Source organism: Pseudomonas sp. NFACC41-3, assembly GCF_900109505.1.
Lineage (GTDB): Bacteria > Pseudomonadota > Gammaproteobacteria > Pseudomonadales > Pseudomonadaceae > Aquipseudomonas > Aquipseudomonas chlororaphis.
The window spans coordinates 521,723-547,346 of sequence record NZ_FOAE01000003.1 but is presented as its reverse complement, the minus strand read 5'-3'; the positions used below and the strand labels follow the sequence as shown (position 1 = coordinate 547,346).

Annotated in this window: 23 protein-coding genes; 12 read left to right on the top strand and 11 right to left on the bottom strand. The window is 65.4% G+C overall.

What is annotated here, in order from left to right; translation table 11 throughout:
• The first annotated feature begins 29 nt into the window (after positions 1-29).
• Together BMY68_RS16780 and BMY68_RS16775 are read left to right on the top strand one after the other, a co-directional pair.
• Complete coding sequence (locus BMY68_RS16780; protein WP_085532980.1) at positions 30-1,034, top strand: hydrolase; 1,005 nt, start codon at positions 30-32, stop codon at positions 1,032-1,034.
• Positions 1,031-1,864 (top strand): AraC family transcriptional regulator, encoded by an 834-nt coding sequence (locus tag BMY68_RS16775; RefSeq protein ID WP_085532978.1) that lies wholly within the window; start codon positions 1,031-1,033, stop codon positions 1,862-1,864. Before BMY68_RS16780 ends, BMY68_RS16775 begins: the two co-directional genes overlap by 4 nt.
• A 130-nt stretch (positions 1,865-1,994) precedes the next feature.
• On the opposite strand, the gene BMY68_RS16770 is transcribed toward BMY68_RS16775, so the two are convergent.
• Positions 1,995-2,849 (bottom strand): sulfurtransferase, encoded by an 855-nt coding sequence (locus tag BMY68_RS16770; protein WP_085532977.1) that lies wholly within the window; start codon positions 2,847-2,849, stop codon positions 1,995-1,997.
• 39 nt (positions 2,850-2,888) lie between these two features.
• Positions 2,889-3,560, bottom strand: a complete 672-nt coding sequence (locus BMY68_RS16765) for a TetR/AcrR family transcriptional regulator (RefSeq protein ID WP_085532975.1) — start codon at positions 3,558-3,560, stop codon at positions 2,889-2,891.
• A gap of 145 nt (positions 3,561-3,705) precedes the next feature.
• Here BMY68_RS16765 and BMY68_RS16760 point away from each other — a divergent pair, with 145 nt between their 5' ends.
• From BMY68_RS16760 to BMY68_RS16740, 5 genes are all read left to right on the top strand, one after another.
• Positions 3,706-5,136 carry a coniferyl aldehyde dehydrogenase gene (locus BMY68_RS16760; protein WP_085532973.1) on the top strand — a complete coding sequence of 477 codons (1,431 nt, stop codon included), beginning with the start codon at positions 3,706-3,708 and terminating at the stop codon, positions 5,134-5,136.
• 26 nt (positions 5,137-5,162) lie between these two features.
• Positions 5,163-5,708, top strand: a complete 546-nt coding sequence (locus BMY68_RS16755) for a twin-arginine translocation pathway signal protein (RefSeq protein ID WP_085532971.1) — start codon at positions 5,163-5,165, stop codon at positions 5,706-5,708.
• A gap of 156 nt (positions 5,709-5,864) precedes the next feature.
• Positions 5,865-7,460, top strand: a complete 1,596-nt coding sequence (locus BMY68_RS16750; protein ID WP_085532969.1) for a GMC family oxidoreductase — start codon at positions 5,865-5,867, stop codon at positions 7,458-7,460.
• 115 nt (positions 7,461-7,575) lie between these two features.
• Positions 7,576-8,055 (top strand): pantetheine-phosphate adenylyltransferase, encoded by a 480-nt coding sequence (gene coaD / locus BMY68_RS16745; RefSeq protein ID WP_003229157.1) that lies wholly within the window; start codon positions 7,576-7,578, stop codon positions 8,053-8,055.
• A 157-nt stretch (positions 8,056-8,212) separates the two neighbouring features.
• Entirely contained in the window at positions 8,213-8,464 is a 252-nt protein-coding gene (locus tag BMY68_RS16740; RefSeq protein ID WP_007921257.1) for a YfhL family 4Fe-4S dicluster ferredoxin, read from the top strand.
• A 128-nt stretch (positions 8,465-8,592) separates the two neighbouring features.
• Here the strand turns inward: BMY68_RS16740 and mutM are convergent, their stop codons facing one another.
• Both mutM and BMY68_RS16730 read right to left on the bottom strand, forming a co-directional pair.
• Positions 8,593-9,405 carry a bifunctional DNA-formamidopyrimidine glycosylase/DNA-(apurinic or apyrimidinic site) lyase gene (gene mutM, locus BMY68_RS16735; protein ID WP_009046050.1) on the bottom strand — a complete coding sequence of 271 codons (813 nt, stop codon included), beginning with the start codon at positions 9,403-9,405 and terminating at the stop codon, positions 8,593-8,595.
• Positions 9,406-9,439: 34 nt separating this feature from the next.
• The gene (locus BMY68_RS16730) at positions 9,440-10,252 is read right to left on the bottom strand and encodes an HDOD domain-containing protein (RefSeq protein ID WP_164485217.1); all 813 of its coding nucleotides are present in this window, start codon (positions 10,250-10,252) and stop codon (positions 9,440-9,442) included.
• A 276-nt stretch (positions 10,253-10,528) separates the two neighbouring features.
• Here BMY68_RS16730 and BMY68_RS16725 point away from each other — a divergent pair, with 276 nt between their 5' ends.
• Positions 10,529-11,725, top strand: a complete 1,197-nt coding sequence (locus tag BMY68_RS16725) for a class I SAM-dependent rRNA methyltransferase (protein ID WP_007921262.1) — start codon at positions 10,529-10,531, stop codon at positions 11,723-11,725.
• A gap of 78 nt (positions 11,726-11,803) precedes the next feature.
• Here BMY68_RS16725 and BMY68_RS16720 read toward each other — a convergent pair whose 3' ends face one another.
• On the bottom strand, positions 11,804-12,367 hold the full coding sequence (locus tag BMY68_RS16720) for a hypothetical protein (protein ID WP_085532968.1): 564 nt from the start codon (positions 12,365-12,367) through the stop codon (positions 11,804-11,806).
• Between the two features lie 310 nt (positions 12,368-12,677).
• Here BMY68_RS16720 and ilvD point away from each other — a divergent pair, with 310 nt between their 5' ends.
• Positions 12,678-14,519, top strand: a complete 1,842-nt coding sequence (gene ilvD, locus BMY68_RS16715; protein ID WP_009046053.1) for a dihydroxy-acid dehydratase — start codon at positions 12,678-12,680, stop codon at positions 14,517-14,519.
• A 100-nt stretch (positions 14,520-14,619) separates the two neighbouring features.
• Here the strand turns inward: ilvD and BMY68_RS16710 are convergent, their stop codons facing one another.
• Positions 14,620-15,675, bottom strand: a complete 1,056-nt coding sequence (locus BMY68_RS16710; protein ID WP_062824325.1) for an HAD family hydrolase — start codon at positions 15,673-15,675, stop codon at positions 14,620-14,622.
• A gap of 241 nt (positions 15,676-15,916) precedes the next feature.
• Here BMY68_RS16710 and BMY68_RS16705 point away from each other — a divergent pair, with 241 nt between their 5' ends.
• Positions 15,917-17,308: an L-cystine transporter gene (locus BMY68_RS16705; RefSeq protein WP_085532966.1), complete on the top strand. Its 1,392-nt coding sequence runs from the start codon at positions 15,917-15,919 to the stop codon at positions 17,306-17,308.
• 219 nt (positions 17,309-17,527) lie between these two features.
• Here the strand turns inward: BMY68_RS16705 and BMY68_RS16700 are convergent, their stop codons facing one another.
• Positions 17,528-18,040: a dihydrofolate reductase gene (locus tag BMY68_RS16700; RefSeq protein ID WP_085532964.1), complete on the bottom strand. Its 513-nt coding sequence runs from the start codon at positions 18,038-18,040 to the stop codon at positions 17,528-17,530.
• Positions 18,041-18,136: 96 nt separating this feature from the next.
• On the opposite strand from BMY68_RS16700, the gene BMY68_RS16695 reads away from it, so the two are divergent.
• Both BMY68_RS16695 and BMY68_RS16690 read left to right on the top strand, forming a co-directional pair.
• Positions 18,137-19,516, top strand: coding sequence for a DUF2868 domain-containing protein (locus tag BMY68_RS16695; RefSeq protein ID WP_085532962.1), 1,380 nt, complete (start codon positions 18,137-18,139; stop codon positions 19,514-19,516).
• The gene (locus BMY68_RS16690; protein WP_085532961.1) at positions 19,509-20,897 is read left to right on the top strand and encodes a GTPase/DUF3482 domain-containing protein; all 1,389 of its coding nucleotides are present in this window, start codon (positions 19,509-19,511) and stop codon (positions 20,895-20,897) included. The genes BMY68_RS16695 and BMY68_RS16690 overlap by 8 nt, the downstream gene beginning before the upstream one ends.
• A gap of 117 nt (positions 20,898-21,014) precedes the next feature.
• Here the strand turns inward: BMY68_RS16690 and BMY68_RS16685 are convergent, their stop codons facing one another.
• The 4 genes from BMY68_RS16685 to BMY68_RS16670 form a co-directional block, all read right to left on the bottom strand.
• Complete coding sequence (locus tag BMY68_RS16685; RefSeq protein WP_062824320.1) at positions 21,015-21,569, bottom strand: phosphonate degradation HD-domain oxygenase; 555 nt, start codon at positions 21,567-21,569, stop codon at positions 21,015-21,017.
• Positions 21,569-22,702, bottom strand: coding sequence for a TIGR03364 family FAD-dependent oxidoreductase (locus BMY68_RS16680; protein WP_062824319.1), 1,134 nt, complete (start codon positions 22,700-22,702; stop codon positions 21,569-21,571). Before BMY68_RS16680 ends, BMY68_RS16685 begins: the two co-directional genes overlap by 1 nt.
• Before the next feature lie 120 nt (positions 22,703-22,822).
• A complete protein-coding gene (locus BMY68_RS16675; protein ID WP_085532959.1) occupies positions 22,823-23,848 on the bottom strand; it encodes a putative 2-aminoethylphosphonate ABC transporter substrate-binding protein in 1,026 nt (341 codons plus the stop codon).
• Positions 23,849-23,898: 50 nt separating this feature from the next.
• Complete coding sequence (locus BMY68_RS16670; protein WP_085532957.1) at positions 23,899-25,623, bottom strand: putative 2-aminoethylphosphonate ABC transporter permease subunit; 1,725 nt, start codon at positions 25,621-25,623, stop codon at positions 23,899-23,901.
• Position 25,624 lies beyond the last annotated feature (1 nt).

Below are 25,624 nucleotides of genomic sequence, written 5' to 3'. Positions count from 1 at the left end.
GGACGCGCACCGCTGCGACGAGAATCACCGTGCCTACTCCGTCAGATCGTTTCATTCCCGCCTTCGGCCTCGGCAACCCGCACCTGCAGACCCTGTGGGGCCCGCTGTGGCGCAAGACCACTCACCTCGAGCGCCAGCGCGAACGCCTGTGGCTCGACGACGGCGACTTTCTCGATCTCGACTGGCACGGCCCGCACTCCGCCACCGCGCCCCTGGTGCTGGTGCTGCACGGCCTGACCGGCTCTTCCAACTCGCCTTACGTGGCCGGCCTGCAAAAGGCCCTGGCGAGCCAGGGCTGGGCCAGCGCGGCGCTGAACTGGCGTGGCTGCTCGGGCGAACCCAACCTGCTGCCGCGCAGTTACCACTCGGGGGCCAGCGAAGACCTGGCCGCCGCCATCGACCACCTGCGCAGCAAACGCCCGCAGGCCCCGCTGTTCGCGGTGGGCTACTCGCTGGGCGGCAATGTATTGCTCAAGCACCTGGGGGAAAGCGGCAGCGCCAGTCAGTTGCAAGGCGCCGTCGCGGTGTCGGTGCCGTTTCGCCTGGACCAGTGCGCCGACCGCATCGGCCAGGGGTTTTCCAAGGTCTACCAGGCGCATTTCATGCGCGAGATGCTGGCCTACATCAAGGACAAGCAGCGCCAGTTCCAGCACGACGGGCGCCATGAGGGCCTGGCCGTGCTGGAGCGGCTCGGGCCGCTGGAGAAGATGCGCACCTTCTGGGACTTCGACGGCCGGGTCACCGCGCCGCTGAATGGTTTCGCCGACGCCCAGGACTATTACCGGCGCGCCTCCAGCCGTTATTTCCTGGGGGAAATCCGCACGCAAACCCTGATTATCCAGGCCGCGGATGATCCTTTCGTGTTCCCCCACAGCCTGCCGGAAGCCGGCGAGCTGTCCGGCAGCACCCACTTCGAGCTGCAGGCCAAGGGCGGGCACGTCGGTTTTGTCGAGGGCTCGGTGAAGACTCCGGGTTATTACCTGGAGCGGCGCATTCCCCAGTGGCTGTCCGGCCTGGGGGGCGAGTTGCGATGAACGGCGGCCAGGGCGAGTCGATCCGTTTCTGGCAGACCGCGCCCTTGGCCGGCGTGGAGTTGCTGGCCGCGCGTTACATCGAACATCGCTTCGTGCCCCATGTGCATGACGGCTATGTGATCGGCATGATCATGGACGGCGCCCAGCGCTACCGTTATCGCGGCGCCGAGCATCTGGCGGGGCGTGGCACCCTGGTGCTGATCAACCCGGACGAGCTGCACACCGGCCACAAAGGCACCGAGGACGGCTGGCTGTACCGGGCGTTTTATCCGGACAACGCGCAGATCCTCACCATGCTCGGCGAACTGGAGTTACCCACCGACAGCCTGCCGGCCTTCGGCGCCACGCTGTATCGCGACCCCGATCTGGTCAGCGGTTTCTGCCAGTTGCATCAACTGCTGGAAAGCCCGGCCACCGCCCTGCAACAACAGACCCTGTGGCGGGAAATGATGCTCTTGCTGCTGCGGCGTCACGCCGGGGTCAAGGCGCCGGGCAAACCCGGGCGGGAACACCGGGCGATCGTCCAGGCCAAGGAGTTGCTGCAAGCGCAGCTGGCGGCCCCGCCCTCCCTGGAGGAACTGGCCGCGGCGGTGAATCTTTCGCCCTTCCATTTCGCCCGGGTGTTCCGCCGCGCCACCGGCATGCCGCCGCACACCTGGCTGATGCAACAGCGCATCGCCCAGGCCCGGGCACTGCTGCGCGACGGCTGCCTGCCGCTGGAAGTGGCGACACAATTGGGGTTCGCCGACCAGAGCCATCTGAGCCGGCAGTTCAAGCAGGTCTACGGCGTGGGGCCGGCGGCCTATCGCAGCGCTCGCCAGTCCTTCTGAACCGACACTCCCTTGCAGGAGCGAGCTTGCTCGCGATCCACCCTTGCAGACGGCACGCCATTTCTGGCAGATCACGCCGCCGAAAGGTTTTTTTCGCGAGCAAGCTCGCTCCTACAGGAATGGTTTTGGCTCAGTCGCCCGTGGCGACTGCGCGCTGCAGATCGGTGATCCATTCGCTCCAGGAGCCGGCATACAGCCTGCCCAGGGGATAACCGGCCAGGCACAGGGCGAACAGGTTGTGACAGGCGGTCACGCCCGAGCCGCAGTACGCCACCAGTTCGCTCGGCGAACGCTCGCCCAGCTTCGCGGCAAAACGCTTCTTGAGCTGATCGGCCGGCAGGAAACGGCCGTCGCTGCCCAGGTTGTCGGTGAAAGCCGCGCATTGCGCGCCGGGGATATGCCCGGCCACCGGGTCGATCGGCTCCACTTCGCCGCGAAAACGTGGCTGGGCGCGGGCGTCGAGCAGGGTCAGGGTCGGCTGGCCGAGGTGCTTTTGCAGTTGCTCGGCACTCAACAGCAGGGATTGGTCGGGCTGGCCAGTGAAGTGGCCGGGGACATTGGCCGGTGGATCCAGGCTCAATGGCAGGCCCGCGGCGTGCCAGGCTTTCAGGCCGCCATCGAGAATGAACACGCCGTCGCGCTTGCCCAGCCAGGCCAGCAGCCACCAGGCGCGGGCGGCATAGGCACCGGGGCCGTCGTCGTAAAGCACGATGTCACTGTCGGCGTCGATGCCCCAGGCTTGCAGGCGCGCGATCAGCGTCGCCGGTTCGGGTAGCGGATGGCGCCCGGTCACGCCCTTGACCACCCGGCCACTGAGGTCGCGCTCCAGGTCGGCAAAATGCGCGCCGGCCAGATGCCCACTGGCATAACTGCGCTGGCCGTAATCCGGGTCTTCCAGGGCAAAACGACAATCGAGAATCACCAGCCCGGGCTGCTCCAGGCGAGCGGCCAATTGCTGTGGACTGATCAGTTGCGCGATGGGCATGACGGGCTCCAGTAATTGAACGATGACTTGATCCAGATCCTACTGCACTTCTTCCAGGGCTTGCGCCAGGGGCACGTAAAACTCGTCGTATAGCGCGTCGACCGCCTCCCGGGCGTGGTCGGTGACAAATCCGGCTTCCAGCACCAGCACCTGATACACGCCGCGCTTGATGGCTTCTTCGCTCAGGTGCGCGGAGTTTTCCCGGGTGGTGCACAAAAAACGCACCCAGGAGGTAAGGATGATCCAGGCATTGAGGGTCAGGGACTCGATCTGCACCTTGTCCATCCGCAGGATGCCGACCTCGACGAAACCTTCGTAGATCGCCGTGCCGTGGATCAGGCAGCGCTGGGAGAAGCGCCGATAACGGGCGGCCAGTTCGGCGTCGCTGTCGAGCAGGTGTTCCAGGTCGCGGTGCAGGAAGCGATAGCGCCACATGGCGGCCAGCAGCTCCTGCAGGTAATAGCGCTTGTCCTCGACGGTCACGGTACGGCCCTGGGGCAGGCGCAGGAAGCTGTCGACCAGGGCTTCGTACTCGCAGAACAGCACGGCGATGATCGCCTGCTTGTTGGGGAAGTGGTAATACAGGTTGCCCGGCGAAATCTCCATGTGGGCCGCAATGTGGTTGGTGCTGACACTGCGCTCGCCCTGCTGGTTGAACAGCTCCAGGCTGTTCTGGACGATACGTTCGCGGGTTTTTATGCGTGGGGCCATGAGCGTGGGCTTTAATCGAGAAGGCGTTGCCCGGCATCTTACGACCTATCCCCAACGGGATAAATCAAAGCCGGCCCGGGATGTCATTTGACATTTTAGAGCATAAACTCTAAAAACTTCCCACCCACAAAACCCGGAGTCGCCCATGTCTGCCGAAATCGCCTACTTGCCGGAAGCCCACCAGCAGCTGGATGAGCTCCACCGTCTGTTCGCCGCCCAGCGCCAGGCCTTCGCGGCCAACCCCATGCCGCCGGCCGCCCAGCGCCAGCAATGGCTCAAGAGCCTGCGCGAGCTGCTCGACAGCGAACGCCAGGCCCTGATCGATGCCATCAGCGAAGATTTCAGCCATCGCAGCGCCGACGAAACCCTGCTCGCCGAACTCATGCCCAGCCTGCATGGCATCCACTACGCCAGCAAACACCTCAAGGGCTGGATGAAACCTTCGCGGCGCAAGGTCGGCGTGGCCTTCCAGCCGGCCTCGGCCAAGGTCGTCTACCAGCCATTGGGCGTGGTCGGGGTGATCGTGCCGTGGAACTACCCCCTGTACCTGGCCATCGGCCCGCTGGTGGGCGCGCTCGCCGCCGGCAACCGGGTGCTGCTCAAGCTCAGCGAATCGACCCCCGCCACCGGCCTGCTGCTCAAGCGCCTGCTGGCCAAGGCGTTCCCCGAGGACCTGGTCGCCGTGGTGCTGGGCGAAGCCGACGTGGGCGTGGCCTTCTCCCGGCTGCCCTTCGATCACCTGCTGTTCACCGGCGCCACCAGCATCGGCAAGCATGTGATGCGCGCCGCGGCGGAAAACCTGACCCCGGTGACCCTGGAGCTGGGCGGCAAGTCTCCGGCCATCGTGTCCGACGACGTACCACTCAAGGACGCCGCCGAACGCATCGCCTTCGGCAAGACCATGAACGCCGGCCAGACCTGCGTCGCCCCGGACTACGTGCTGGTCCCGGAACACCGCGTCGGCGCCTTCGTCGACGTCTATCGCCAGGTGGTCCGTGGTTTCTTCCCGACCCTGGTCGACAACCCCGACTACACCGCGATCATCAACCCGCGGCAGCTGGCGCGCCTGAACAGCTACATCAGCGACGCCACCAGCAAGGGTGCGCTGCTGATCCCGCTGTTCGAAGAGAACCAGGAACGGCGCATGGGCCACAGCCTGATGCTGAATGTCAGCGACGACATGACGGTGATGCAGGATGAGATCTTCGGCCCGATCCTGCCGATCGTGCCCTACACCGGCCTGGACCAGGCCTTCGCCTACATCAACCAGCGCCCTCGCCCGTTGGCGCTCTATTACTTCGGCTACGACAAGGCCGAGCAGGAGCGGGTGCTCAACGAAACCCACTCGGGCGGGGTCTGCCTCAACGACACCCTGCTGCACGTCGCCCAGGACGACATGCCGTTTGGCGGCATCGGCCACTCGGGCATGGGCCATTACCACGGTCACGAGGGCTTCCTGACCTTCAGCAAGGCCAAGGGGGTGCTGAGCAAGCAGCGCCTGAATGCCGCGCGGCTGATCTACCCGCCCTACGGCAAACCGATCCAGAAACTGATCCAGAAGCTGTTCATCCGTTAATCAGACCATTGCGGGTAATAACAATAATGACCCCCAGCCTGCCTGCCGCACCCGTACTGTCGCGCCGTGGCCTGTTGAAAATCGGCCTGTGCGCCAGCGCGTTCCTGACCACCGCCGGCCTCGGCGCCAGCCTCAGCGGTTGCTCGTCCAGCACCCCTGCCAGCGGCTTTGCCGCATTGCGCAGCAGCGACCTGCCGATTCTGCGGGCGCTGCTTCCGGTCATGCTCGACGGTGCCGTGGCCGCCGAGAAGTTGCCGGCGGCGCTCGACGCCCCCCTGAAAAGCCTGGATCACAGCCTCGACCACCTGTCGCCGGAAATGCTCAAGCTCACCCAGCAGCTGTTCGACGTGCTGGGCATGGGCATCACGCGCGGCCCCCTGACCGGCATCTGGGGCAGTTGGGAGAACGCCAGCGCCGACGATATCCGGCACTTCCTCAAGCGCTGGGAAAACAGCTCCCTCAGCCTGCTGCGCATGGGCCACGCGTCCCTGCTGCAACTGGTGATGATGGCCTGGTACAGCCGCCCCGAATCCTGGGCCCATTGCGGTTATCCCGGGCCACCCAGAATCTGAAGACTGCTCATTCTGTAGCCGCTGCCGAAGGCTGCGATCGCTCCCGCAGGGAGCGTCGTTCTTGAAGCCGCTGAAGGTCCTACGGACCTTGTCGCAGCCTTCGGCAGCGGCTACACAAGCACCCAGAAGCCCCAGAACAACAAGAGAGCGCCTGATATGCCCGTACCCGATCTGTTTCGCGAAGGCCTGGCCCGAGGCTGGAAAACCTACAACGGTTCGCAATTGCAGGAGGACCTGACCCTCGAGGCGGATGTCGCCATCATCGGCAGCGGCGCGGGCGGCGGCACCACCGCCGAGATCCTCAGCGCCGCCGGCTACAAGGTGCTGCTGATCGAGGAAGGGCCGCTCAAGACCAGCGACGACTTCAAGATGCTCGAGGACCAGGCCTACGCCAGCCTCTATCAGGAAGGCATCGGCCGCATGAGCAAGGATGGCGCCATCACCATCCTGCAAGGCCGCGCGGTCGGCGGCACCACCCTGATCAACTGGACGTCCAGCTTCCGTACCCCCGAGCCGACCCTGGAGCACTGGGCCAAGGAGCACGACGTCAAGGGCCACAGTCCGGCCGAGATGGCCCCCTGGTTCGCGAAGATGGAGCAACGCCTGGGGATCGCCCCGTGGATCATGCCGCCCAACGCCAACAACGACGTGATCAGGATCGGCTGCGAGAAGCTCGGCTACAGCTGGCACGTGATCCCGCGCAACGTGCGCGGCTGCTGGAACCTCGGCTATTGCGGCATGGGCTGCCCGACCAACGCCAAGCAGTCGATGATGGTCACCACCATTCCCGCGACCCTGGAGAAAGGCGGCGAGCTGCTGTACCTGGCCCGCGCCGAGCGCCTGCAGATCAAGGGCGACCAGGTCGAGAGCCTGCTCTGCCTGGCCATGGACGAACGCTGCGTGGCGCCCACCGGGCGCACCATCCAGGTCAAGGCCCGGCACTACGTGCTGGCCGGTGGCGGGATCAACAGCCCGGCCCTGCTGCTGCGCTCCGACGCGGCCGACCCGCACAAGCGCCTGGGCAAACGCACCTTCCTGCACCTGGTGAACTTTTCCGCCGGGCAGTTCGACCAGGTGATCAACCCCTTCTACGGGGCGCCGCAGTCGATCTACTCCGATCATTTCCAGTGGCTGGACGGTACCACCGGCAAAATGTCCTACAAGCTCGAGGTGCCGCCGCTGCAACCGGCGCTGGCCGCCACCCTGCTCGGCGGTTTCGGCCCGCAGAGCGCCCTGAACATGCAGCAGTTGCCCCACACCCACGCCATGCTCGCGCTGCTGCGCGACGGTTTTCACCCGGACAGCAGCGGTGGCAGCGTGGAACTGCGCGGCGACGGCTCGCCGGTGCTCGACTATCAGGTCTCGGACTACGCCTGGGACGGTGTGCGCCGGGCCTTTCACAGCATGGCGCAGATCCAGTTCGCCGGCGGCGCCAAGGCAGTCATGCCGATGCACAGCGATGCCCGCTACGTGAAGACCCTGGCCGAGGCCAAGACCCTGATCGACGGCCTGAACCTTGCGCTGTACCGCACCCGCCTGGGCAGCGCCCATGTGATGGGCGGTTGCGCCATGGGCGAAGACCCGAAGAACGCTGTCACCGACAGCCTGGGCCGGCATCACCAGTTGGCCAATCTGTCGATCCACGACGGTTCGCTGTTCCCCACCAGCATCGGCGCCAACCCGCAATTGTCGGTCTACGGCCTGACCGCGCAACTGGCCACGGCCCTGGCCGAACGGCTGAAAAGCGGGTGAAAACGCCGCTTATTTTCGTCGTCTATAGTGCTTTCTTCCGTTACAGGCGACTTGGCCGACCGGAAAGGCTGCGATACCATCCGACTCCCCAACGGACTCCCGCCAGGACGACGCGATGAACCGAGTGTTGTACCCAGGTACCTTCGACCCTATTACCAAGGGCCATGGCGATCTGGTCGAACGCGCCTCGCGCCTGTTCGATCATGTGATCATCGCCGTCGCCGCCAGCCCGAAGAAAAACCCGCTTTTTCCCCTGGAACAGCGTGTGGAACTGGCTCGCGAGGTCACCAAGCATCTGCCGAACGTTGAAGTCGTCGGTTTTTCCACGTTGCTGGCGCATTTCGCCAAGGAGCAGAACGCCAATGTCTTCCTGCGGGGGCTGCGGGCGGTTTCGGACTTCGAATACGAATTCCAGCTGGCCAACATGAACCGCCAACTGGCGCCGGACGTGGAAAGCCTGTTCCTCACGCCGTCGGAGCGTTATTCGTTCATTTCCTCGACCCTGGTCCGGGAAATCGCGGCATTGGGCGGCGATATCAGCAAGTTCGTGCATCCGGCCGTGGCCGACGCCCTGACCTTGCGCTTCAAGAAATAACCCCCGCGGGAGCTGGCGCAGCCCGCGCCGGCTTCCGCGCAGTCGACCTGCAAACGCCCCTCCCATCGCGCCCGCGTGCACTGCGCTCGCCAATGCGGCACAATTGCGCCATTGGTTTTTCAAATGCCTGGGCCCGCCGCCCCGGCCGGAGTGCCCCATGTCCCTGATCATCACCGACGATTGCATCAACTGCGACGTCTGCGAACCCGAGTGCCCGAACGCCGCGATTTCCCAAGGCGAAGAGATCTACGTGATCGACCCGAACCTGTGCACCCAATGCGTCGGCCACTATGACGAGCCGCAATGCCAGCAGGTCTGCCCGGTGGATTGCATCCCGCTGGACGAGGCCCATCCGGAAACCGAAGAAGAGTTGATGGCCAAGTACCGGAAGATCACCGGCAAGGCATAACACAGCCATCGAGACTTGCGACCGTAGCCGCTGCCGAAGGCTGCGATCGGCCGAAACGGCCGCGACGCCAGTAAGATCGCCACAAGTCCTACGGAGCTATCGCAGCCTTCGGCAGCGGCTACAGGCGATCAGCTCTGGCATTTAGGGCAATACACGCTCGCGCGCTGCCCCAGCTTGATCTCCCGCAGCCCCGTGCCACAGACCTTGCAGTGTTCCCCGCCGCGCCCGTAGACGAACAGTTCCTGCTGGAAATAGCCCGGCTGCCCGTCGCCGCCGATAAAGTCGCGCAGGGTGGTGCCGCCGCGCTCGATGGCCGCGGCCAGGATGCGCTTGATCTCGATCGCCAGCTTCAGGTAGCGCGCCCGGGAAATCCCCTTGGCTTCGCGACGCGGGTCGATGCCGGCGGCGAACAGCGCTTCGGTCGCATAGATATTGCCCACCCCCACCACCACCGCGTTGTCCATGATGAACGGCTTGACCGCCATCGAACGTCCCCGCGACAGCTGATACAGGCGCTCGCCGTCGAACAGGTCGGTCAGCGGCTCCGGCCCCAGGCGGATCAGCAGTTCGTGATTGAGCGGGTCCAGGCTCCAGAGCATCGCGCCAAAGCGCCGCGGGTCGGTGTAGCGCAGGGCCAGGCCGGACTCCAGCTCGATGTCGACATGCTCGTGCTTGGCCGCCGGCAAGCCGACCTCCACCAGGCGCAGGTTGCCCGACATGCCCAGGTGACTGATCAGGGTGCCGACTTCGGCATTGATCAGCAGGTACTTGGCGCGGCGCTCAACCTTGACGATCTGCTGGCCGGACAGGCGCACATCGAGGTCCTCCGGAATCGGCCAGCGCAGACGCCGGTCGCGCACGATCACGCGGCTGACGCGCTGCCCTTCCAGGTGCGGCGCGATACCGCGCCGGGTGGTTTCGACTTCCGGTAATTCAGGCATGTGTGCCTCGTATTCTCTATAACGTGGTCGGGAATCAGTGCGCGCCCAGTTCGCGCACGGTTTCCTTGAGGTTCTCGAAGTCGTAGTCGGACAGGCCGACGTAATCGAGGATCAGATGGCCGATGCTGTTCCATTCATGATCATCGACCTGATTGCCCAGCACCCGGTAGGACGCGCAGATATGCTCGGCCATTTTCAGGATCGCCAGCAGGTTCTTCAGCTGGCTGTTGCGCGACGACTCGTCGCTGAAGATCGCCAGGGCGTTGTGGTGATTGGCGATGGCGTTGGTCACGTGCTCCGGCAGGCGCCAGGACTTGGCCGTGTAATAACCGACCACCGCGTGGTTGGTGTTGAACACACGGTTTTCCGTATCCACCACGCGGTTCTCGGGGCCCGCGCTGGCGTAGGCCTCTTCCAGCACCGTCATGTAGTCGGGGAAGCGCTTGAGCATCAGCGGCACGCCGCAATCGTGGAACAGGCCCAGGGCATAAGCCTCGTCGACCGCTTGCGAGCCGGTGCGCTTGGCCAGGGTCAGGCAGGTCATCGCCACATCCTGGGCGGTGTCCCAGAAACGGTTGAGGGTGACGATGGTTTCGTCGCTCATCTCGCCCTTGATCGACTGCGCGTTGATCAGGTTGATGATCGAACGGCTGCCCAGCAGGTTCACCGCGCGCTGGATCGAGGCGATCTTGTTGCTCAGCCCGTAATACGGCGAGTTGACGATTTTCAGCAGGGCGCCGGAGAGGCCCGGGTCCTGGGAGATCAGCCGCGCGATCACTTCCAGGTCAGGGTCGGGCATGTACTGCTCCATCTGCAGATCCACCATGATCTGCGGTTGGGGCGGCACGCTGATGCCTTGCAGGGCCTGTTGAATCTGTTCGGCGGAAAGCTCTTGGGACATCGCTTGGGACATAGGTACGCACTCTGGGCTAGGCGGCGATTCTAACCCTTTAGATGGCGCCCATGGCCAGCCGGAAGGAACTTTACAACGGGCGCCTCGGGGCAATGCCGGGCCAGGCGCGGGGTATCCACGGCGGGTTTGCCCTGTCACCGCATATCCACTCGCCAGCCTCTCGGCGAGCGCAACACGTTATACTCCCGCTCTTTTTTCCGGAGCGACGTCATGTCCCTGCCAAGCCTGCGCCTCAAAGCCAACGCCGATCGCCGCCTGCGCGCCGGCCACCTGTGGGTCTACAGCAACGAAATCGATGTAGCCGCCACCCCACTCCACGGCTTCAAGGCAGGCGACCAGGCAGTGCTGGAAGCCGCCGGCGGCAAGCCGCTGGGCGTCGTCGCCATGAGCCCGAACAACCTGATCTGCGCCCGCCTGCTGTCGCGCGACGCCAAGCTGGCGCTGGACAAGTCGCTGCTGGTGCACCGCCTGAACGTGGCGCTGTCGCTGCGCGAGCGCCTGTTCGACAAACCGTTCTACCGCCTGGTCTACGGCGACTCCGACCTGCTGCCGGGCCTGGTGGTCGACCGTTTCGGCGACATCCTCGTCGTGCAGCTGGCTTCGGCGACCATGGAACAGCACAAGGACGACGTGATCGCCGCCCTGGTCCAGGTCCTCAAGCCCAGCGGCATCCTGTTCAAGAACGACTCCGCCGCGCGCGACGCCGAAGGCCTCAACCGTTACGTGGAAACCGTGTTCGGCCTGGTGCCGGAGTGGGTCGCCCTGGAAGAGAACGGCGTGAAGTTCGAGGCCCCGGTGATGGAAGGCCAGAAGACCGGCTGGTTCTACGACCACCGCATGAATCGCGCCCGCCTGGCGCCTTACGCCAAGGGCAAGCGCGTGCTGGACCTGTTCAGCTACATCGGCGGCTGGGGCGTGCAGGCCGGCGCCTTCGGTGCCAGCGAAGTGTTCTGCGTCGATGCCTCGGGCTTCGCCCTTGACGGTGTCGAGCGCAACGCCGCGCTCAACGGCATCGCCGAGAAAGTCACCTGCATCGAAGGCGACGTGTTCGAAGCCCTGAAAGAGCTCAAGGCCGCCGAAGAGCGTTTCGACGTGATCGTGGCCGACCCGCCCGCCTTCATCAAACGCAAGAAAGACCTGAAGAACGGCGAAGGCGCCTACCGCCGCCTGAACGAACAGGCCATGCGCCTGCTCAGCAAGGACGGCATCCTGGTCAGCGCTTCGTGCTCGATGCACCTGCCCGAAGACGACCTGCAGAACATCCTGCTCACCAGCGCCCGCCACCTGGACCGCAATATCCAGCTGCTGGAACGCGGCGGCCAGGGTCCGGACCACCCGGTACACCCGGCCATCCCGGAAACCCGCTACATCAAGAGCATCACCTGCCGCCTGCTGCCTAACAGCTGAGCCTGACTGGACGCCCCTTGCCCCACGCGGCAAGGGGTGCCCAAACCGATTGCCCCCTCCTCACCCAAGAATCAGCGCTCAAGCGACCTGTGCCCGACGGCGCGCGCGCCATAAAGAGCCGAGGAACATGGCGCCGGAGAACGCGAGGGTCGGCGCGGCGAAGAACGCCAGGGACAGCAACCCGCTCTTGAAGGGGTCGAGGTGGCGGTGCTGAATCCATAGCTTGAACAACCACTGCACCAGCCAGGGCATTGGCAAAGCCAGCAGCACCCAGGCGCCATTCCCAAGCAGCCGTCGCCACAGATCGTCACGCCCCTGCAGCAGCGTGGCACTGAGCAGGGTCATCAGCAGCAGGCCGGCCATCACGCCCAACCCCACGCCAAGGGTGAAGGGCAGGCCACGACAGGCCCACACCAGCCCCGCCGCACCCAGCGCAACCAGCAATATCGCGATCCAGGTCCGCGGCTGGCGTCGCTGCTCGGCCAGCAGCTGCAACAGCCCGCCACCCACCAACAGGGCAGTCGCCAGCGCGGCCATTGCGACACCGGACCCGCCGCTGTAGAGGACGGTCCACATCAGCAGCAGGCCCTGCGCCAGGCCGATGACAAGGTAGAACCTCAGGGATCGCAGCGTCGCGGACATTCCAGCTCCATTGGAAGGTGATCGAAGGCCGGCGAGTCTAAACCAGTCCCTGATCGCCGGCTGCCCATTTCCATATCCAGGCATTCGACGCCGTAGAGCGGCCACGGCATTCCTTCCTGGCGCCAGCGGTGTAGAATCGCGAGATTCATCGCCAGTCATCCCCCGGCGGGTTTATGAGCTCAGGCTGAGGCGCGCGGTGATCCCGCGGCGTCATCGGCAGCTTCAGGACACACGGCCATTTCTGAGTGTTCCAGGGGTCAATAGAAGCTCACTCCCCATTTGTTACCTGATTAGCCGCCCGGAGTGCTCCATGCCTGATTACCGCTCGAAAACATCCACCCACGGCCGCAACATGGCCGGCGCCCGCGCACTGTGGCGCGCCACGGGGATGAAAGATGACGACTTCAAGAAGCCGATCATCGCCATTGCCAACTCCTTCACCCAGTTCGTCCCGGGCCACGTGCACCTCAAGGACCTGGGCCAGCTGGTCGCCCGCGAAATCGAACGCGCCGGCGGCGTGGCCAAGGAATTCAACACCATCGCCGTGGATGACGGCATCGCCATGGGCCACGACGGCATGCTGTATTCGCTGCCGAGCCGCGAGATCATCGCCGACTCCGTGGAGTACATGGTCAACGCTCACTGCGCCGACGCCATCGTCTGCATCTCCAACTGCGACAAGATCACCCCCGGCATGCTGATGGCCGCCCTGCGCCTGAACATCCCGGTGATCTTCGTTTCCGGCGGCCCGATGGAAGCCGGCAAGACCAAGCTCGCCGCCCACGGCCTCGACCTGGTCGACGCCATGGTGATCGCCGCCGACTCCAGCGCTTCTGACGAGAAGGTTGCCGAGTACGAGCGCAGCGCCTGCCCGACCTGCGGTTCCTGCTCCGGCATGTTCACCGCCAACTCGATGAACTGCCTGACCGAAGCCCTGGGCCTGGCCCTGCCGGGCAACGGTTCGACCCTGGCCACCCACAGCGACCGCGAACAGCTGTTCCTGCAGGCCGGCCGCACCATCGTCGAGCTGTGCAAGCGCTACTACGGCGAGAACGACGAATCCGTGCTGCCGCGCAACATCGCCAACTTCAAGGCGTTCGAGAACGCCATGATGCTCGACATCGCCATGGGCGGTTCGACCAACACCATCCTGCACCTGCTGGCCGCCGCCCAGGAAGCCGAGATCGATTTCGACCTGCGCGACATCGATCGCCTGTCCCGCAGCGTGCCGCAACTGTGCAAGGTGGCGCCGAACATCCAGAAGTACCACATGGAAGACGTGCACCGCGCCGGCGGCATCTTCAGCATCCTCGGCTCCCTGGCGCGCGGCGGCCTGCTGCACACCGACCTGCCGACCGTGCACAGCCGCAGCATGGAAGAAGCCATCGCCAAGTGGGACATCACCCAGACCAGCGACGAAGCGGTGCACCACTTCTTCAAGGCAGGCCCGGCCGGCATCCCGACCCAGACCGCATTCAGCCAGTCGACCCGCTGGCCGAGCCTCGACGACGACCGTGAAAACGGCTGCATCCGCAGTGTCGAGCACGCCTACTCGAAAGAAGGCGGCCTGGCCGTGCTGTACGGCAACATCGCCCTGGACGGCTGCGTGGTGAAGACCGCCGGCGTCGATGAGTCGATCCACGTCTTCGAAGGCAACGCGAAGATCTTCGAAAGCCAGGACAGCGCAGTGCGCGGCATCCTCGCCGACGAAGTGAAGGAAGGCGACATCGTCATCATTCGCTACGAAGGTCCGAAAGGCGGCCCGGGCATGCAGGAAATGCTGTACCCGACGTCTTATCTGAAGTCCAAGGGTCTGGGCAAAGCCTGCGCCCTGCTGACCGACGGCCGCTTCTCCGGCGGTACTTCGGGCCTGTCCATCGGCCACGCTTCGCCAGAGGCAGCGGCGGGCGGCGCCATCGGCCTGGTACAGGACGGCGACAAGGTGCTGATCGACATTCCGAACCGCTCGATCAACCTGCTGGTCAGCGACGAAGAACTGGCCGCGCGCCGTGTCGAGCAGGACAAGAAAGGCTGGAAACCGGTGGAAAAACGCCCACGCAAGGTGACCACTGCCCTGAAGGCCTACGCCCTGCTGGCCACCAGCGCCGACAAGGGCGCGGTGCGCAACAAGGCGATGCTCGACGGTCTGTGATTGCCAGCCGCTGAATGAAAATGCCCCGCCAAGTGCGGGGCATTTTTTTGTCTGGAGATCGGCCTCTGCGAGGCTTGCCCGCGATGGGCTCAACCCGCGGTTACTGGATGTCCTCCGGCTTGACGATCACCCAGTTCTTGTCCGCCGTCACCGGCAGCCCTTCCTTGGCCTGGGCCGCGGCGTGCTTGGCCATCATGCCGTTGATCTGGGCCATGTACTTGTCCTTGCGGTTGATCCACAGGTGGATGCCGCCCTTGGCCACGTCGACACCGTGGAACAGCATGTAGCCATCGCTGGTTGGGGTGTCGCCGCCCACCAGCACCGGTTTTTTCCACTCGTCGATGTAGGTCAGGATCGCCGCGTGCTTGCCGGCCATCCAGGTCGCCGGGGTCCACAGGTAAGGGGTCAGTTCCAGGCCGAGGTTGGCCTTCTCGTCATACTTGCCGGCGGTGATCTGCTTGCGCGCGGTGGTCAGCTCGCCGGTCTTGCGGTCCTTGAGCAGGGTGGTCACGCCGATGACGTTCTGCGGTTTGACGTTGTAGCCGTACTTCGGATCGGACGCGACCATGCGCACCAGTTCCTCGGAGGCGGCGGTCATCACGTAGACCTCGATGCCGTTCTCCATCAGTTTGTTGTACAGCTCTTTCTGGCCGGTGAAGATTTTCGGCGGATTGATCTCGGTGTTCTTGACCACGTCGCCTTCAAAATAGGTGGCCGGCACCGGCTTGCCCGAGGCCATCAATTCGTCGACATAGCCCTTGAGTTCCTTGAGGGTGAAGCCGGAGAACACCTGCGCCACCCAGGGGTAGCAGACCATGTCGTCGATTTCACAGAGGCGGTAGTAATAGCTGAACAGGCTTTCCTTGTGCTCGGCGGTGTCCTTGAACGGCATCAGCTTCAGGGAAGGGTCGAGGGTCTCGCGGGTGATCAGGCCCTTGTTCTCCATGAACGGCAGCAGCGACTCTTCCAGGTCGTAGCGGTAACTGGTGTTGTCCATGTCGAACACCGCGTAGTTACCCTTGTTGGCGTTGGCCGCGATCATCGCGTCCAGTTGCTTGGCCTGGTCCGCGGGCCAGTGCTGCAAGTCGGTGGCGAGAACCTGGCCGGCAAGGCCCAGGCAGAGTGCGGCAACCAGAAATTTCGGAGCGAGTTTCATCGGCGTTTTCTCCCTGATTTAAAGAGATCGACGCTAACAAATCGCTGTGACAATTCTCGCCTGTGGGCGACCGCCCGCGTCCTGATCCCGTCACCGGCATGTGCCTGAGCGTCAGCGGCTTATTCCAAAAACGACAGTCCCAATGCGTTTTTGATATTAATTCATTAGATATCAAGCTGTTAGGCTTGCCGGTTCGCAATCGCAGCCACAAGCGATTGGCACAAGTCTTATCGGAGCCTTAATGAACCTGCCGCTGATCCTCAACCTGCTGGTGTTCCTCGCCTTGCTGCTGGGCCTGGCACAAACCCGTCACACCACCTGGAGCCTGGCCAAGAAGGTCCTGCTGGCACTGGTGCTGGGCGTGGTTTTCGGTGTTGCCCTGCACAGCATCTACGGGGCCGGCAATCCCGTCCTGAAAACCTCCATCGGTTGGTTCGACCTGGTGGGCAACGGTTATGTGCAATTGCTGCAGATGATCGTGATCCCGCTGGTGTTCGCCTCGATCCTCAGTGCCGTGGCGCGCCTGCACAACGCCTCGTCCCTGGGCAGGATCAGCTTCCTGACCATCGGCACCCTGCTGTTCACCACCGCCATCGCCGCGCTGATCGGCATCGCCCTGACCAACCTGTTCGGCCTGACCGCCGAAGGGCTGGTGGCCGGCACCCAGGAAATGGCCCGCCTGCAGGTGATCCAGAGCGATTACGCGGGCAAGGTCGCCGACCTGAATATCCCGCAACTGCTGCTGTCGTTCATTCCGCAGAACCCCTTCGCCGACCTGGCCCGGGCCAAGCCGACCTCGATCATCAGCGTGGTGATCTTCGCCGCCTTCCTCGGTGTCGCCGCCCTGCAGCTGCTCAAGGACGACGCCGACAAGGGCCAGAAAGTGGTCAACGCCATCGACACCCTGCAAGCCTGGGTCACCCGCCTGGTACGCCTGGTGATGAAGCTGACCCCTTACGGCGTGCTGGCGCTGATGACCAAGGTGGTCGCCAGCTCCAACCTGCAGGACATCATCAAGCTCGGCAGTTTCGTGGTGGTGTCGTACATCGGCCTGGGCCTGATGTTCGTGGTCCACGGCCTGCTCGTTTCGCTGGCCGGGATCAACCCGCTGCGCTTCTTCCGCAAGATCTGGCCGGTGCTGACCTTCGCCTTCACCAGCCGCTCCAGCGCCGCGAGCATCCCATTGAGCATCGAGGCGCAGACCAGCCGCCTGGGCATTCCGCAGTCCATCGCCAGCTTCGCCGCCTCGTTCGGCGCGACCATCGGCCAGAACGGCTGCGCCGGCCTGTACCCGGCCATGCTGGCAGTCATGGTGGCCCCGACCGTGGGCATCAACCCGCTGGACCCGCTGTGGATCGCGACCCTGGTGGCGATAGTGACCTTGAGTTCGGCCGGGGTGGCCGGGGTCGGCGGTGGTGCGACGTTCGCCGCGCTGATCGTGCTGCCGGCCATGGGCTTGCCGGTGTCCCTGGTGGCGCTGCTGATTTCCGTGGAGCCGCTGATCGACATGGGCCGCACCGCACTGAACGTCAGCGGTTCGATGACCGCCGGGGCGATCACCAGCCAGATCATGCAGCAGACCGATAAAGAAAAGCTCGATGCCGATGAGCATGCGGAGCTGGCGCAGGCTTGATCTTCCAGCCCCGTTCCGGGTTCACGCCCGGAACGGGACTGCGACCTGTAGCCGCTGCCGAGGCTGCGAGGCTGCGATCGACTGCGAAGCAGTCGTAAACCAGACAACCCGTTCTTCCTGAAACACCGCGTGTTCGGGTTTTGCGAGGACTTCGTCCTCGATCGCAGCCTCGCAGGCTCGGCAGCGGCTACAGGGCTACAGGGCTACAGGGCTACGGGGTTAAACCCTTTCCCAGACTTCGAAGCTGTAGGCCGGCTTGTCCCCTTGCGCTGGATTCGGCACGTTCGACACCAGTTGCCACTGGTTCAGGTCGAACTCCGGAAACCACGCATCGCCCTCCGGGCTCAGCGCCACGCGCGTCAGGTACAGCCGATCGGCCTGCTCCAGGCCCTGGGCATACAGCTGCGCACCGCCGATCAGCATCAGCTCGGTAACGCCCTGTTCCAGCGCCCACTCCTCGGCACGCGCCACCGCCGCTTCCAGCGACGGGTACACTTCGGCGCCTTCGAGCCGCAGGTCGGCCTGGCGACTGACCACGATATTCAGCCGTCCCGGCAGCGGACGCCCCAGCGAATCCCAGGTCTTGCGACCCATGATGATCGGCTTGCCCAGGGTGGTGGCCTTGAAGTATTTGAAATCCCCCGGCAAGTGCCAGGGCATGCTGTTGTCGACGCCGATCACGCGGTTTTCACCGAGGGCCGCGATCAGGCTGAGAGGGAGAGATTTTTTCATGCCGGCGAGGATACCAGAGGCTCGGTGCCCCGCAACGTACCCCGATCAGCGCGACAGCGGTTATGCTCAGCGCTCATTTGAGCAACGGAATGACGCGTGACAGCACTGACCCCACTGCAAAAACTCTGGCTCACCGAAGCCGTACGCCTGCGCGAGGAACACGCCGGCGCCCTGGAGGACCAAGAAGCCAATCGTCTGGCGCGCACCGCGGGCGGCGATCTGGCGAGCCGCCTCCAATACCGCGCGCTGTGGCTGGCCGAACGCGACGGCCTGGCCGCTGCCCTGCGCCACTGGGTCCAGGGCGCGCGCCTGGCCCTGTTGCTGATGGCCGTGTTGGCCATGGTCAGTGGTGCCGGCCTGGCCTTCGCCGCCCTGGGTAACGGGCAGGCGCCGGTCAACGTGTTCTGGGCCCTGGGTAGCCTGCTCGGCCTCAACCTGCTTCTGCTGCTGAGCTGGGCCCTGGGCCTGCTGTTCGCCGGTGAACACGGCGCCAGCCTCGGCCGCCTGTGGCTGTGGCTCAGCGCCAAGCTCGCCCGCGACGCCAAGGCCGCGCAGCTGGCGCCGGCCCTGCTGCTGTTGCTGCAACGGCGCAAACTCAATCGCTGGGCCATTGGCACCCTGATCAATGGCTTGTGGCTGCTGGCCCTGCTCAGCGCCGTGGCGATCCTGCTGATGCTGCTGATCACCAAGCGCTACGGGTTCTACTGGGAAAGCACCCTGCTCGGCGCGGATGCCTTCGTGGCGATCACCAACGCCCTCGCGGCCATACCCCGTGCCATAGGTTTCGGGGTACCGACCGTAGAGATGATTCACGCCAGCACCCGGGATGTTTACAACACTGAACTGGTGCGCCAGATGTGGGCCGTCTGGCTGGTGGCCTCGCTGATCATTTACGGCGTGCTGCCGCGCCTGCTGTTGATGCTGTTCTGTCGCTGGTGCTGGAAGCACGGGCAGGCGCGCCTGCAACTGGACCTCAACCTCCCCGGCTACAGCCAGCTGCGCGAAGCGCTGATGCCCAGCAGCGAACGCCTGGGGATCAACGATGCCGCCCCCGACCTGCTGCACCGCGTCGAAGGCGGCGTCAGCGCGCAGGACAGCGATGGCGCCCTGCTGGTGGCCATCGAACTGGACGACCAGCGCCCCTGGCCACCGCAATTGCCGGCCACGGTGAAAGACGCCGGCATCCTCGACAGCCGCGAATCCCGGCACAAGCTGCTGGAACAGATGAGCCGCTTTCCGCCGGCGCGCCTGGCCATCGCCTGCGATCCACGGCGCTCGCCGGACCGTGGCAGCCTGGCGCTGATCGCCGAGCTGGCCCGCAGCGCCACCGCCACCCGGGTCTGGCTGTTGCAGGCGCCGCCCGGCGAAGCGCTGGACGCCGAACGCCTGGGCGACTGGCACGTGGCGCTGCAACAGCTGGAGCTGCCATTCGCCGATTGCGCACCGCTGAACTGGCTGGAGACCGGGCATGACTGATCCTCGCAAACCACCGTTGAAGCTGGCGGTGGTCGGCCACACCAACGTCGGCAAGACCTCCCTGCTGCGCACCCTGACCCGGGATGTGGGGTTCGGCGAAGTCTCCCATCGCCCCAGCACCACCCGCCATGTCGAGGGCGCGCGGCTGTCGGTGGACGGCGAACCGCTGCTCGACCTGTACGACACCCCCGGCCTGGAAGACGCCATCGCCCTGCTCGACTATCTGGAACGCCTGGAGCACCCCGGCGAGCGCCTGGACGGTCCGGCCCGCCTGGCGCGGTTTCTCGAAGGCAGCGAAGCGCGCCAGCGTTTCGAACAGGAAGCCAAGGTACTGCGCCAACTGCTGGACTCCGACGCCGGGCTGTATGTGATCGACGCTCGCGAGCCGGTACTGGCCAAATACCGCGACGAGCTGGAAGTCCTCGCCAGCTGCGGCAAGCCGTTGCTGCCGGTGCTGAATTTCGTCAGCAGCGCCAACCATCGCGAGCCGGACTGGCGCGAAGCCCTGGCCCGCCTGGGCCTGCACGCGCTGGTGCGCTTCGACAGCGTGGCGCCGCCGGAGGACGGCGAGCGGCGGCTGTATGAAAGCCTGGCGTTGCTTTTGGAAAGCTCGCGGCCGCAGCTGGAACGCCTGATCGCCGACCAGCAGGCGCAGCGCCTGGCCCGTCAGCAAAGCGCCGCGCGGCTGATCGCCGAACTGCTGATCGATTGCGCCGCCTGTCGGCGCAGCGTGGTCAGCGAGGTCGAGCAGGAACAACAGGCCATCGGCGAGCTGCGCAAGGCCGTGCGCCAGCGCGAACAGCGCTGTGTCGAGGCGCTGCTCAAGCTCTACGCCTTCCGCCCGCAGGATGCCGCCGCCAGCGATGTGCCGCTGCTCGACGGACGCTGGGGCGATGACTTGTTCAACCCGGAAACCCTCAAGCAACTCGGGGTCCGGGTCGGTGGCGGGATCGCCGCCGGCGCGGCGGCCGGGGCTGGCGTCGATCTGCTGGTGGGCGGCCTGACCCTGGGCGCGGCGGCCCTGGCCGGGGCGATTGCCGGCGGCGCGCTGCAAACCGCTCGCAGCTACGGCGGCCGCCTGCTGGGCAAGCTCAAGGGCCAGCGCGAACTGACCGTGGACGACAGCGTGCTGCGCCTCTTGGCCCTGCGCCAACGGCAACTGGTGCAGGCGTTGAATGCGCGCGGGCACGCGGCGCTGGGCAGCATCCAGCTGGCCACGCCCCAGGACCAGAGCTGGCGCGAGGGCAAGTTGCCGGAGGCGCTGAACAAGGCCCGCGCCCATCCGCAGTGGTCGTCGCTGAACCCGGCGCCGCGCCTGAGCCAGGCCGAACGTCAGGAGCAGATCGAGGTGTTGGCGCAGAAGCTGGTGGTCGACAGTTAAGCCTGCGGCGCCCCCGCCTACGTCATCGCGAGCAAGCTCGCTCCTACAGAACATGCGTTCCCCTGTAGGAGCGAGCTTGCTCGCGATAGCTGTCCCCCGGGCACCGCAGGACTCGGATCAGGCCGCCAGCAACCGCACCGCCTTGTCCTTGAGCACCTGCAAATCCATCACCGGCACCCGCAGCTCCTTGGCCTGTTCGTCCCAATGGCGCAGGCGCAGGCTGACCGCGCATAGCGGGTCCTGCTCGAAGGCCCGGGCCTCTTCGGCGCTCATCACCCCGCCCTGGTATTCCAGGGTGCGCCGGCTGGCTTGGCTGAGCCGCTCGTAGTAGCCCGGCTCCTTGCAGGTCAGGTAACGCTTGGCCTGCACGTGGTACTCCACCAGCCGCGCCAAGCGCTCGCTGAAACCGGCGCGGCGCAGGTAGTCGGCGCCCAGCCGCTCATGGCCGGCCATGCCGAAACCGCCCATGCTCTCGACACCTTGCGCGCAGATATGCCCGATATCGTGGAAGAACGCCGCCAGTACCACTTCGTCGTCGAAGCCCTCGGCCATGGCCAGTTGCGCGGCCTGGGACATGTGCTCGATCTGCGACACCGGCTCGCCGATGTAGTCGCTGTCGCCAAAGCGCTCGTACAGGCCGAACACCTCGGCGATCCGCTGCTCAGGCCCCATCAGGCTTGCTCCAGCAAGCGGGCGATATTGCCCTCGGCCATGGCCGGGCCGACGCTCATGCCCACGCCGGTATGCATCAGGGCCACGCTGACCCCGGCGGCCGGGCGCAGGAACGAAAACGGCCCCGGGCCGCGGGCGCCATAGACACCCTGCCAGCGCTCGACCACCCGCACCTTGCAGCCCAGGGTGTGTTCGGCCAGTTCGAGCATCCAGGTGTCCACCTGCTCGGCATTGAACGGCGACGGGTCGCTGCCGTAATGGTGGGAGTCGCCGATGATCAGCTCGCCATAGGGCGTCGGGCTGATCAGCAGGTGGATGCCGTTTTCGTGCAGGTGTGGCGCGTCCCGCAGGATCTGCGCCTGCACCGCCGCTGCTTCGGGCAGGTCGGCAAAGGCGCCGTAATGCACGCAGCTCAAGCCGGTGAGCAGCGCGTGTTGCAGGTCCAGCTGCACCTCGGGCCGGGCGCGGAGCATTTGCAGGCGGCAGACCTGCGGCGCCAGCGCGGCAATCGGCTCGGCCAGCAGGGTCTGGTAGTCATGCCCGGAACAGACCAGGATCTGCCCCGCGCGAAAGCTGCCGGCGGTGCTGTGCAATTGGCCGGGCTCGATGTCGCGCACCAGGGTGGAAAAATGAAACTCCACCCCCAGGTCGCGGCGCAGGTAGTCGATCAGCATCGGCATGGCTTCGCGGGAATACAGCTGCTGGTCATCCAGGCCGTGCAGCGCCGCGCGATGATGGCGGAAGCGGCCGCCGTACAGATCGTTCAAGGCCGCGCCGCGTAGCAGTTCGACGCGGTAGCCGTGCTCCCGCGCGCGTCCGGCGCAGAAGGCCTGCAGCAATTGCTCCTCGGCCTCAGTGCGGGCGAACAGGTAAGAGCCGTTGCGCTTGAGCGGCAGACCGGCCAATTGCGCCCAGTCGCCCCAGATGCCGCGGCTGGCCCTGGCCAGGTCGAGCATCACGCCTGGCGGCTGGCCGGTCACCAGGGCCTGGCCGAAATTGCGCACCGACGCGCCCAGGGGCGTGGCGCTGCGCTCGAAAACCTTGACCCGCAAACCGCGCTTGGCCGCGGCATAGGCATGGGACAGCCCGAGAATGCCGGCGCCGACGATCAGCAGGTCGTTGTGGTTGCTCATGGGTGTGGTCCTTGGGAAATGCCCCTACGAGGTCAATCGCGAGCAAGCTCGCTCCTACAAAGGCCAACCCTGTAGGAGCAGCCGGTCGACGCTCGATTGCTCGCGATAGCGGTCTATTGGTTACTGGGCGGCGACCTTCTCGGACTTGCCGTCATAACGCTTGCGCCACTCGGCGAGGATCTGGTCGCGGTTCTTCGAGGCCCAGGCGAAGTCGTTCTTGATCAGGCGCTGCTCGTAGTCGGCCGGCAGCTCGGTCTGCGGCTTGGCGATCCCCGGCTGGGCCAGGACGGCGAAGTTTTCCTTGTACAGCTCCATGGCCGCGGGGCTGGCGGAGAAGTCGGCGAGCTTCTTCGCCGCTTCTTCATGAGGGGTGCCCTTGATCACCGCGGTGGCTTCGATTTCCCAGCCCAGGCCTTCCTTGGGCAGCACGATGTCCAGCGGCGCACCCTGGCGCTTGAGCTGCACGGCCGGGTATTCGAAGGAGATGCCGATCGGGAATTCGCCGGCCGCCGCCAGCTTGCAGGGCTTGGAGCCGGAGTGAACGTACTGGCCGATGTTCTGGTGCAGCTCGTCCATGTACTGCCAGCCCTGCTTCTCACCGAAGGTCTGCAACCAGGCGCTGACGTCGAGGAAGCCGGTGCCGGACGAGGCCGGGTTGGGCATGACGATCTTGCCCTTGTACTCAGGCTTGGTCAGGTCCTGCCAGCTCACCGGCTTGGTCAGGCCCTGTTTTTCGGCCTCGACGGTGTTGAAGCAGATGGTCGCGGCCCAGACGTCCATGCCGACCCAGGCCGGCGGGTTGGCGGCGTCGCGGTAGTTGCCGCCGATCTTGCCCAGGTCCTTCGGCGCATAGCTTTGCAGCATGCCCTGCTGATCGAGGATCGCCAGGCTGGAGGCCGCCAGGCCCCACACCGCGTCCGCCTGCGGCCGGGCTTTTTCCGCCAGCAGCTTGGCGGTGATGATCCCGGTGGAATCGCGCACCCATTTGATTTCCACATCCGGGTTGGCGGCTTCGAAGGCCTGCTTGTAGCTCTTGAGCTGTTCGGCTTCGAGGGCGGTATAGACCGTCAGTTCGGTCTTCGCGGCAAAGGCGTTCATGCTGAAGGCAGTGAGGACAGCAGCGGCAACAGCCAGGGGCTTGAACATGGTGCGGTTCCTTTCTGGAGTGGGGGCTTGTTAGTGGGGGTTGGGCAGAGTCAGTGACCGGGCGCGGTCTGCCGCCAGGCCTGGGAGCGGCGCAGCAAGCCGCGCGAAGCCCAGGCCAGGAGCAGCGACACGCCCGCCGAGGTCAAGAGAATCAGGGTCGACATGGCGGCCGCGCCGCCGACGTTGCCGGCGTCGTCCATGTTCAGCACCGCCACCGCCGCGAGGATGGTGTCGGGGCTGTAGAGGAAGATCGCCGCCGAGACAGTGGTCATGGCCGAGACGAACAGGTAGCGCAGGATGTCCAGCAGCGCCGGCAGGCAGATCGGCACGGTGACCCGCAGGTAATGGCGGTACAGCGGGGCCTTGAGCGACAGCGCGGCGGCCTCGAATTCGGCATCGAGCTGGCGCAGCGCGGTGGTGGCGGTCATCTGCGCGGTGGTCAGGTAGTGGGCGATGGTGCACACCACCAGCAGGGTCATGCTGCCGTAGAACACATGCAGCGGGTTGCCGCTGAGGTTGAAGAAGAAGACGTAACCCAGGCCCAGCACCAGGCCCGGCACCGCCATCGGCACGAAGCTGAGCATGCGCAGCGCCAGGTTGAGGCCGCGCTGGGCGTGGGTCTTCTCCATCAGGTAGGCGCCGGTGAAGATCAGCGCGCTGCCGATCAGCGCCGTGCACAGGGCCATGGTCAGGCTGTTGCGGTAGGCCAGCCAGCCGCCGCCGGCGGTGTCGTTGAACTGGTAGTGGTTGAGCGACAGTGACAGGTTATAGGGCCAGAACTTCACCAGCGACGAGAACACCGCCATGCCGAACACCAGCAGCAGCGCCGCGCAGATCAGCAGCACGATCGCCAGGTAGCAACCGTCCCGCAGCCGGGAAGGCGCCGGCTGGAACACCTGGGCCCGGCCGCTCATGGAATCGCCATGGCGACGGCGCAGCCAGGCATCGACGCCGAAGCTGAACAGCGCCGGCAGCAACAGCACCATGCCGATCAAGGCGCCACGGCCGAACTGTTGCTGGCCGACCACCGCCTTGTAGGCTTCCAGCGCCAGCACCTGATAGTCGCCACCGACCACCACCGGCACGCCGAAATCGGTGATGGTCAGGGTGAACACCAGGCAGAACGCGGCGAACACCGCCTGCCGGGTGGCCGGCCAGGTGATGCTGCCAAAGGCCCTGGCCGGGCTGGCGCCCATGCTCGACGCGGCGTCGAACAGCCGCGCATCGGCCAGGGACAGGGCCGACAGCAGGATCATCAGCGCGTGGGGAAAGGTGTAGATCACCTCGCCGAGAACGATGCCCCAGAAGCCGTAGATATTGTCCGAGAGCAGGCCACGGAGCAGGCCCTGGTTGCCGAACAGATAGACCAGGGCGATCCCCGGCAGCATCGACGGCGCCATCAACGGCAGCAACGACAGGCCGCGCCAGATCGCCTTGCCGGGAATCAGCGTGCGTTGCAGGGCATAGGCGAACAGGTAGGCCAGCGGCACCACGATGGCGGCGACGCTGAGGGAGACTTTCAGGCTGTTGCCCAACAGCCAGTGGAAGTTGGCGCCGGTCACCAGCTCACGGGCGGCGACCAGGCCGCCGCCCTGCCCGGCTTCGCCGCTGAAACCGCGCCAGAAGATCGCCAGCAACGGCAGCAACACCGCCAGGCCCAGCAACACCAGCAGGACCAGCTTGCCGCCGAGCACGAAGAGGCGGTCGCCGATTTGCGCACGGGCCGCCTGGCGCGCCCGTTTTGCGGGTAGCGGCAGGCTCAGTTCAACGGCCATC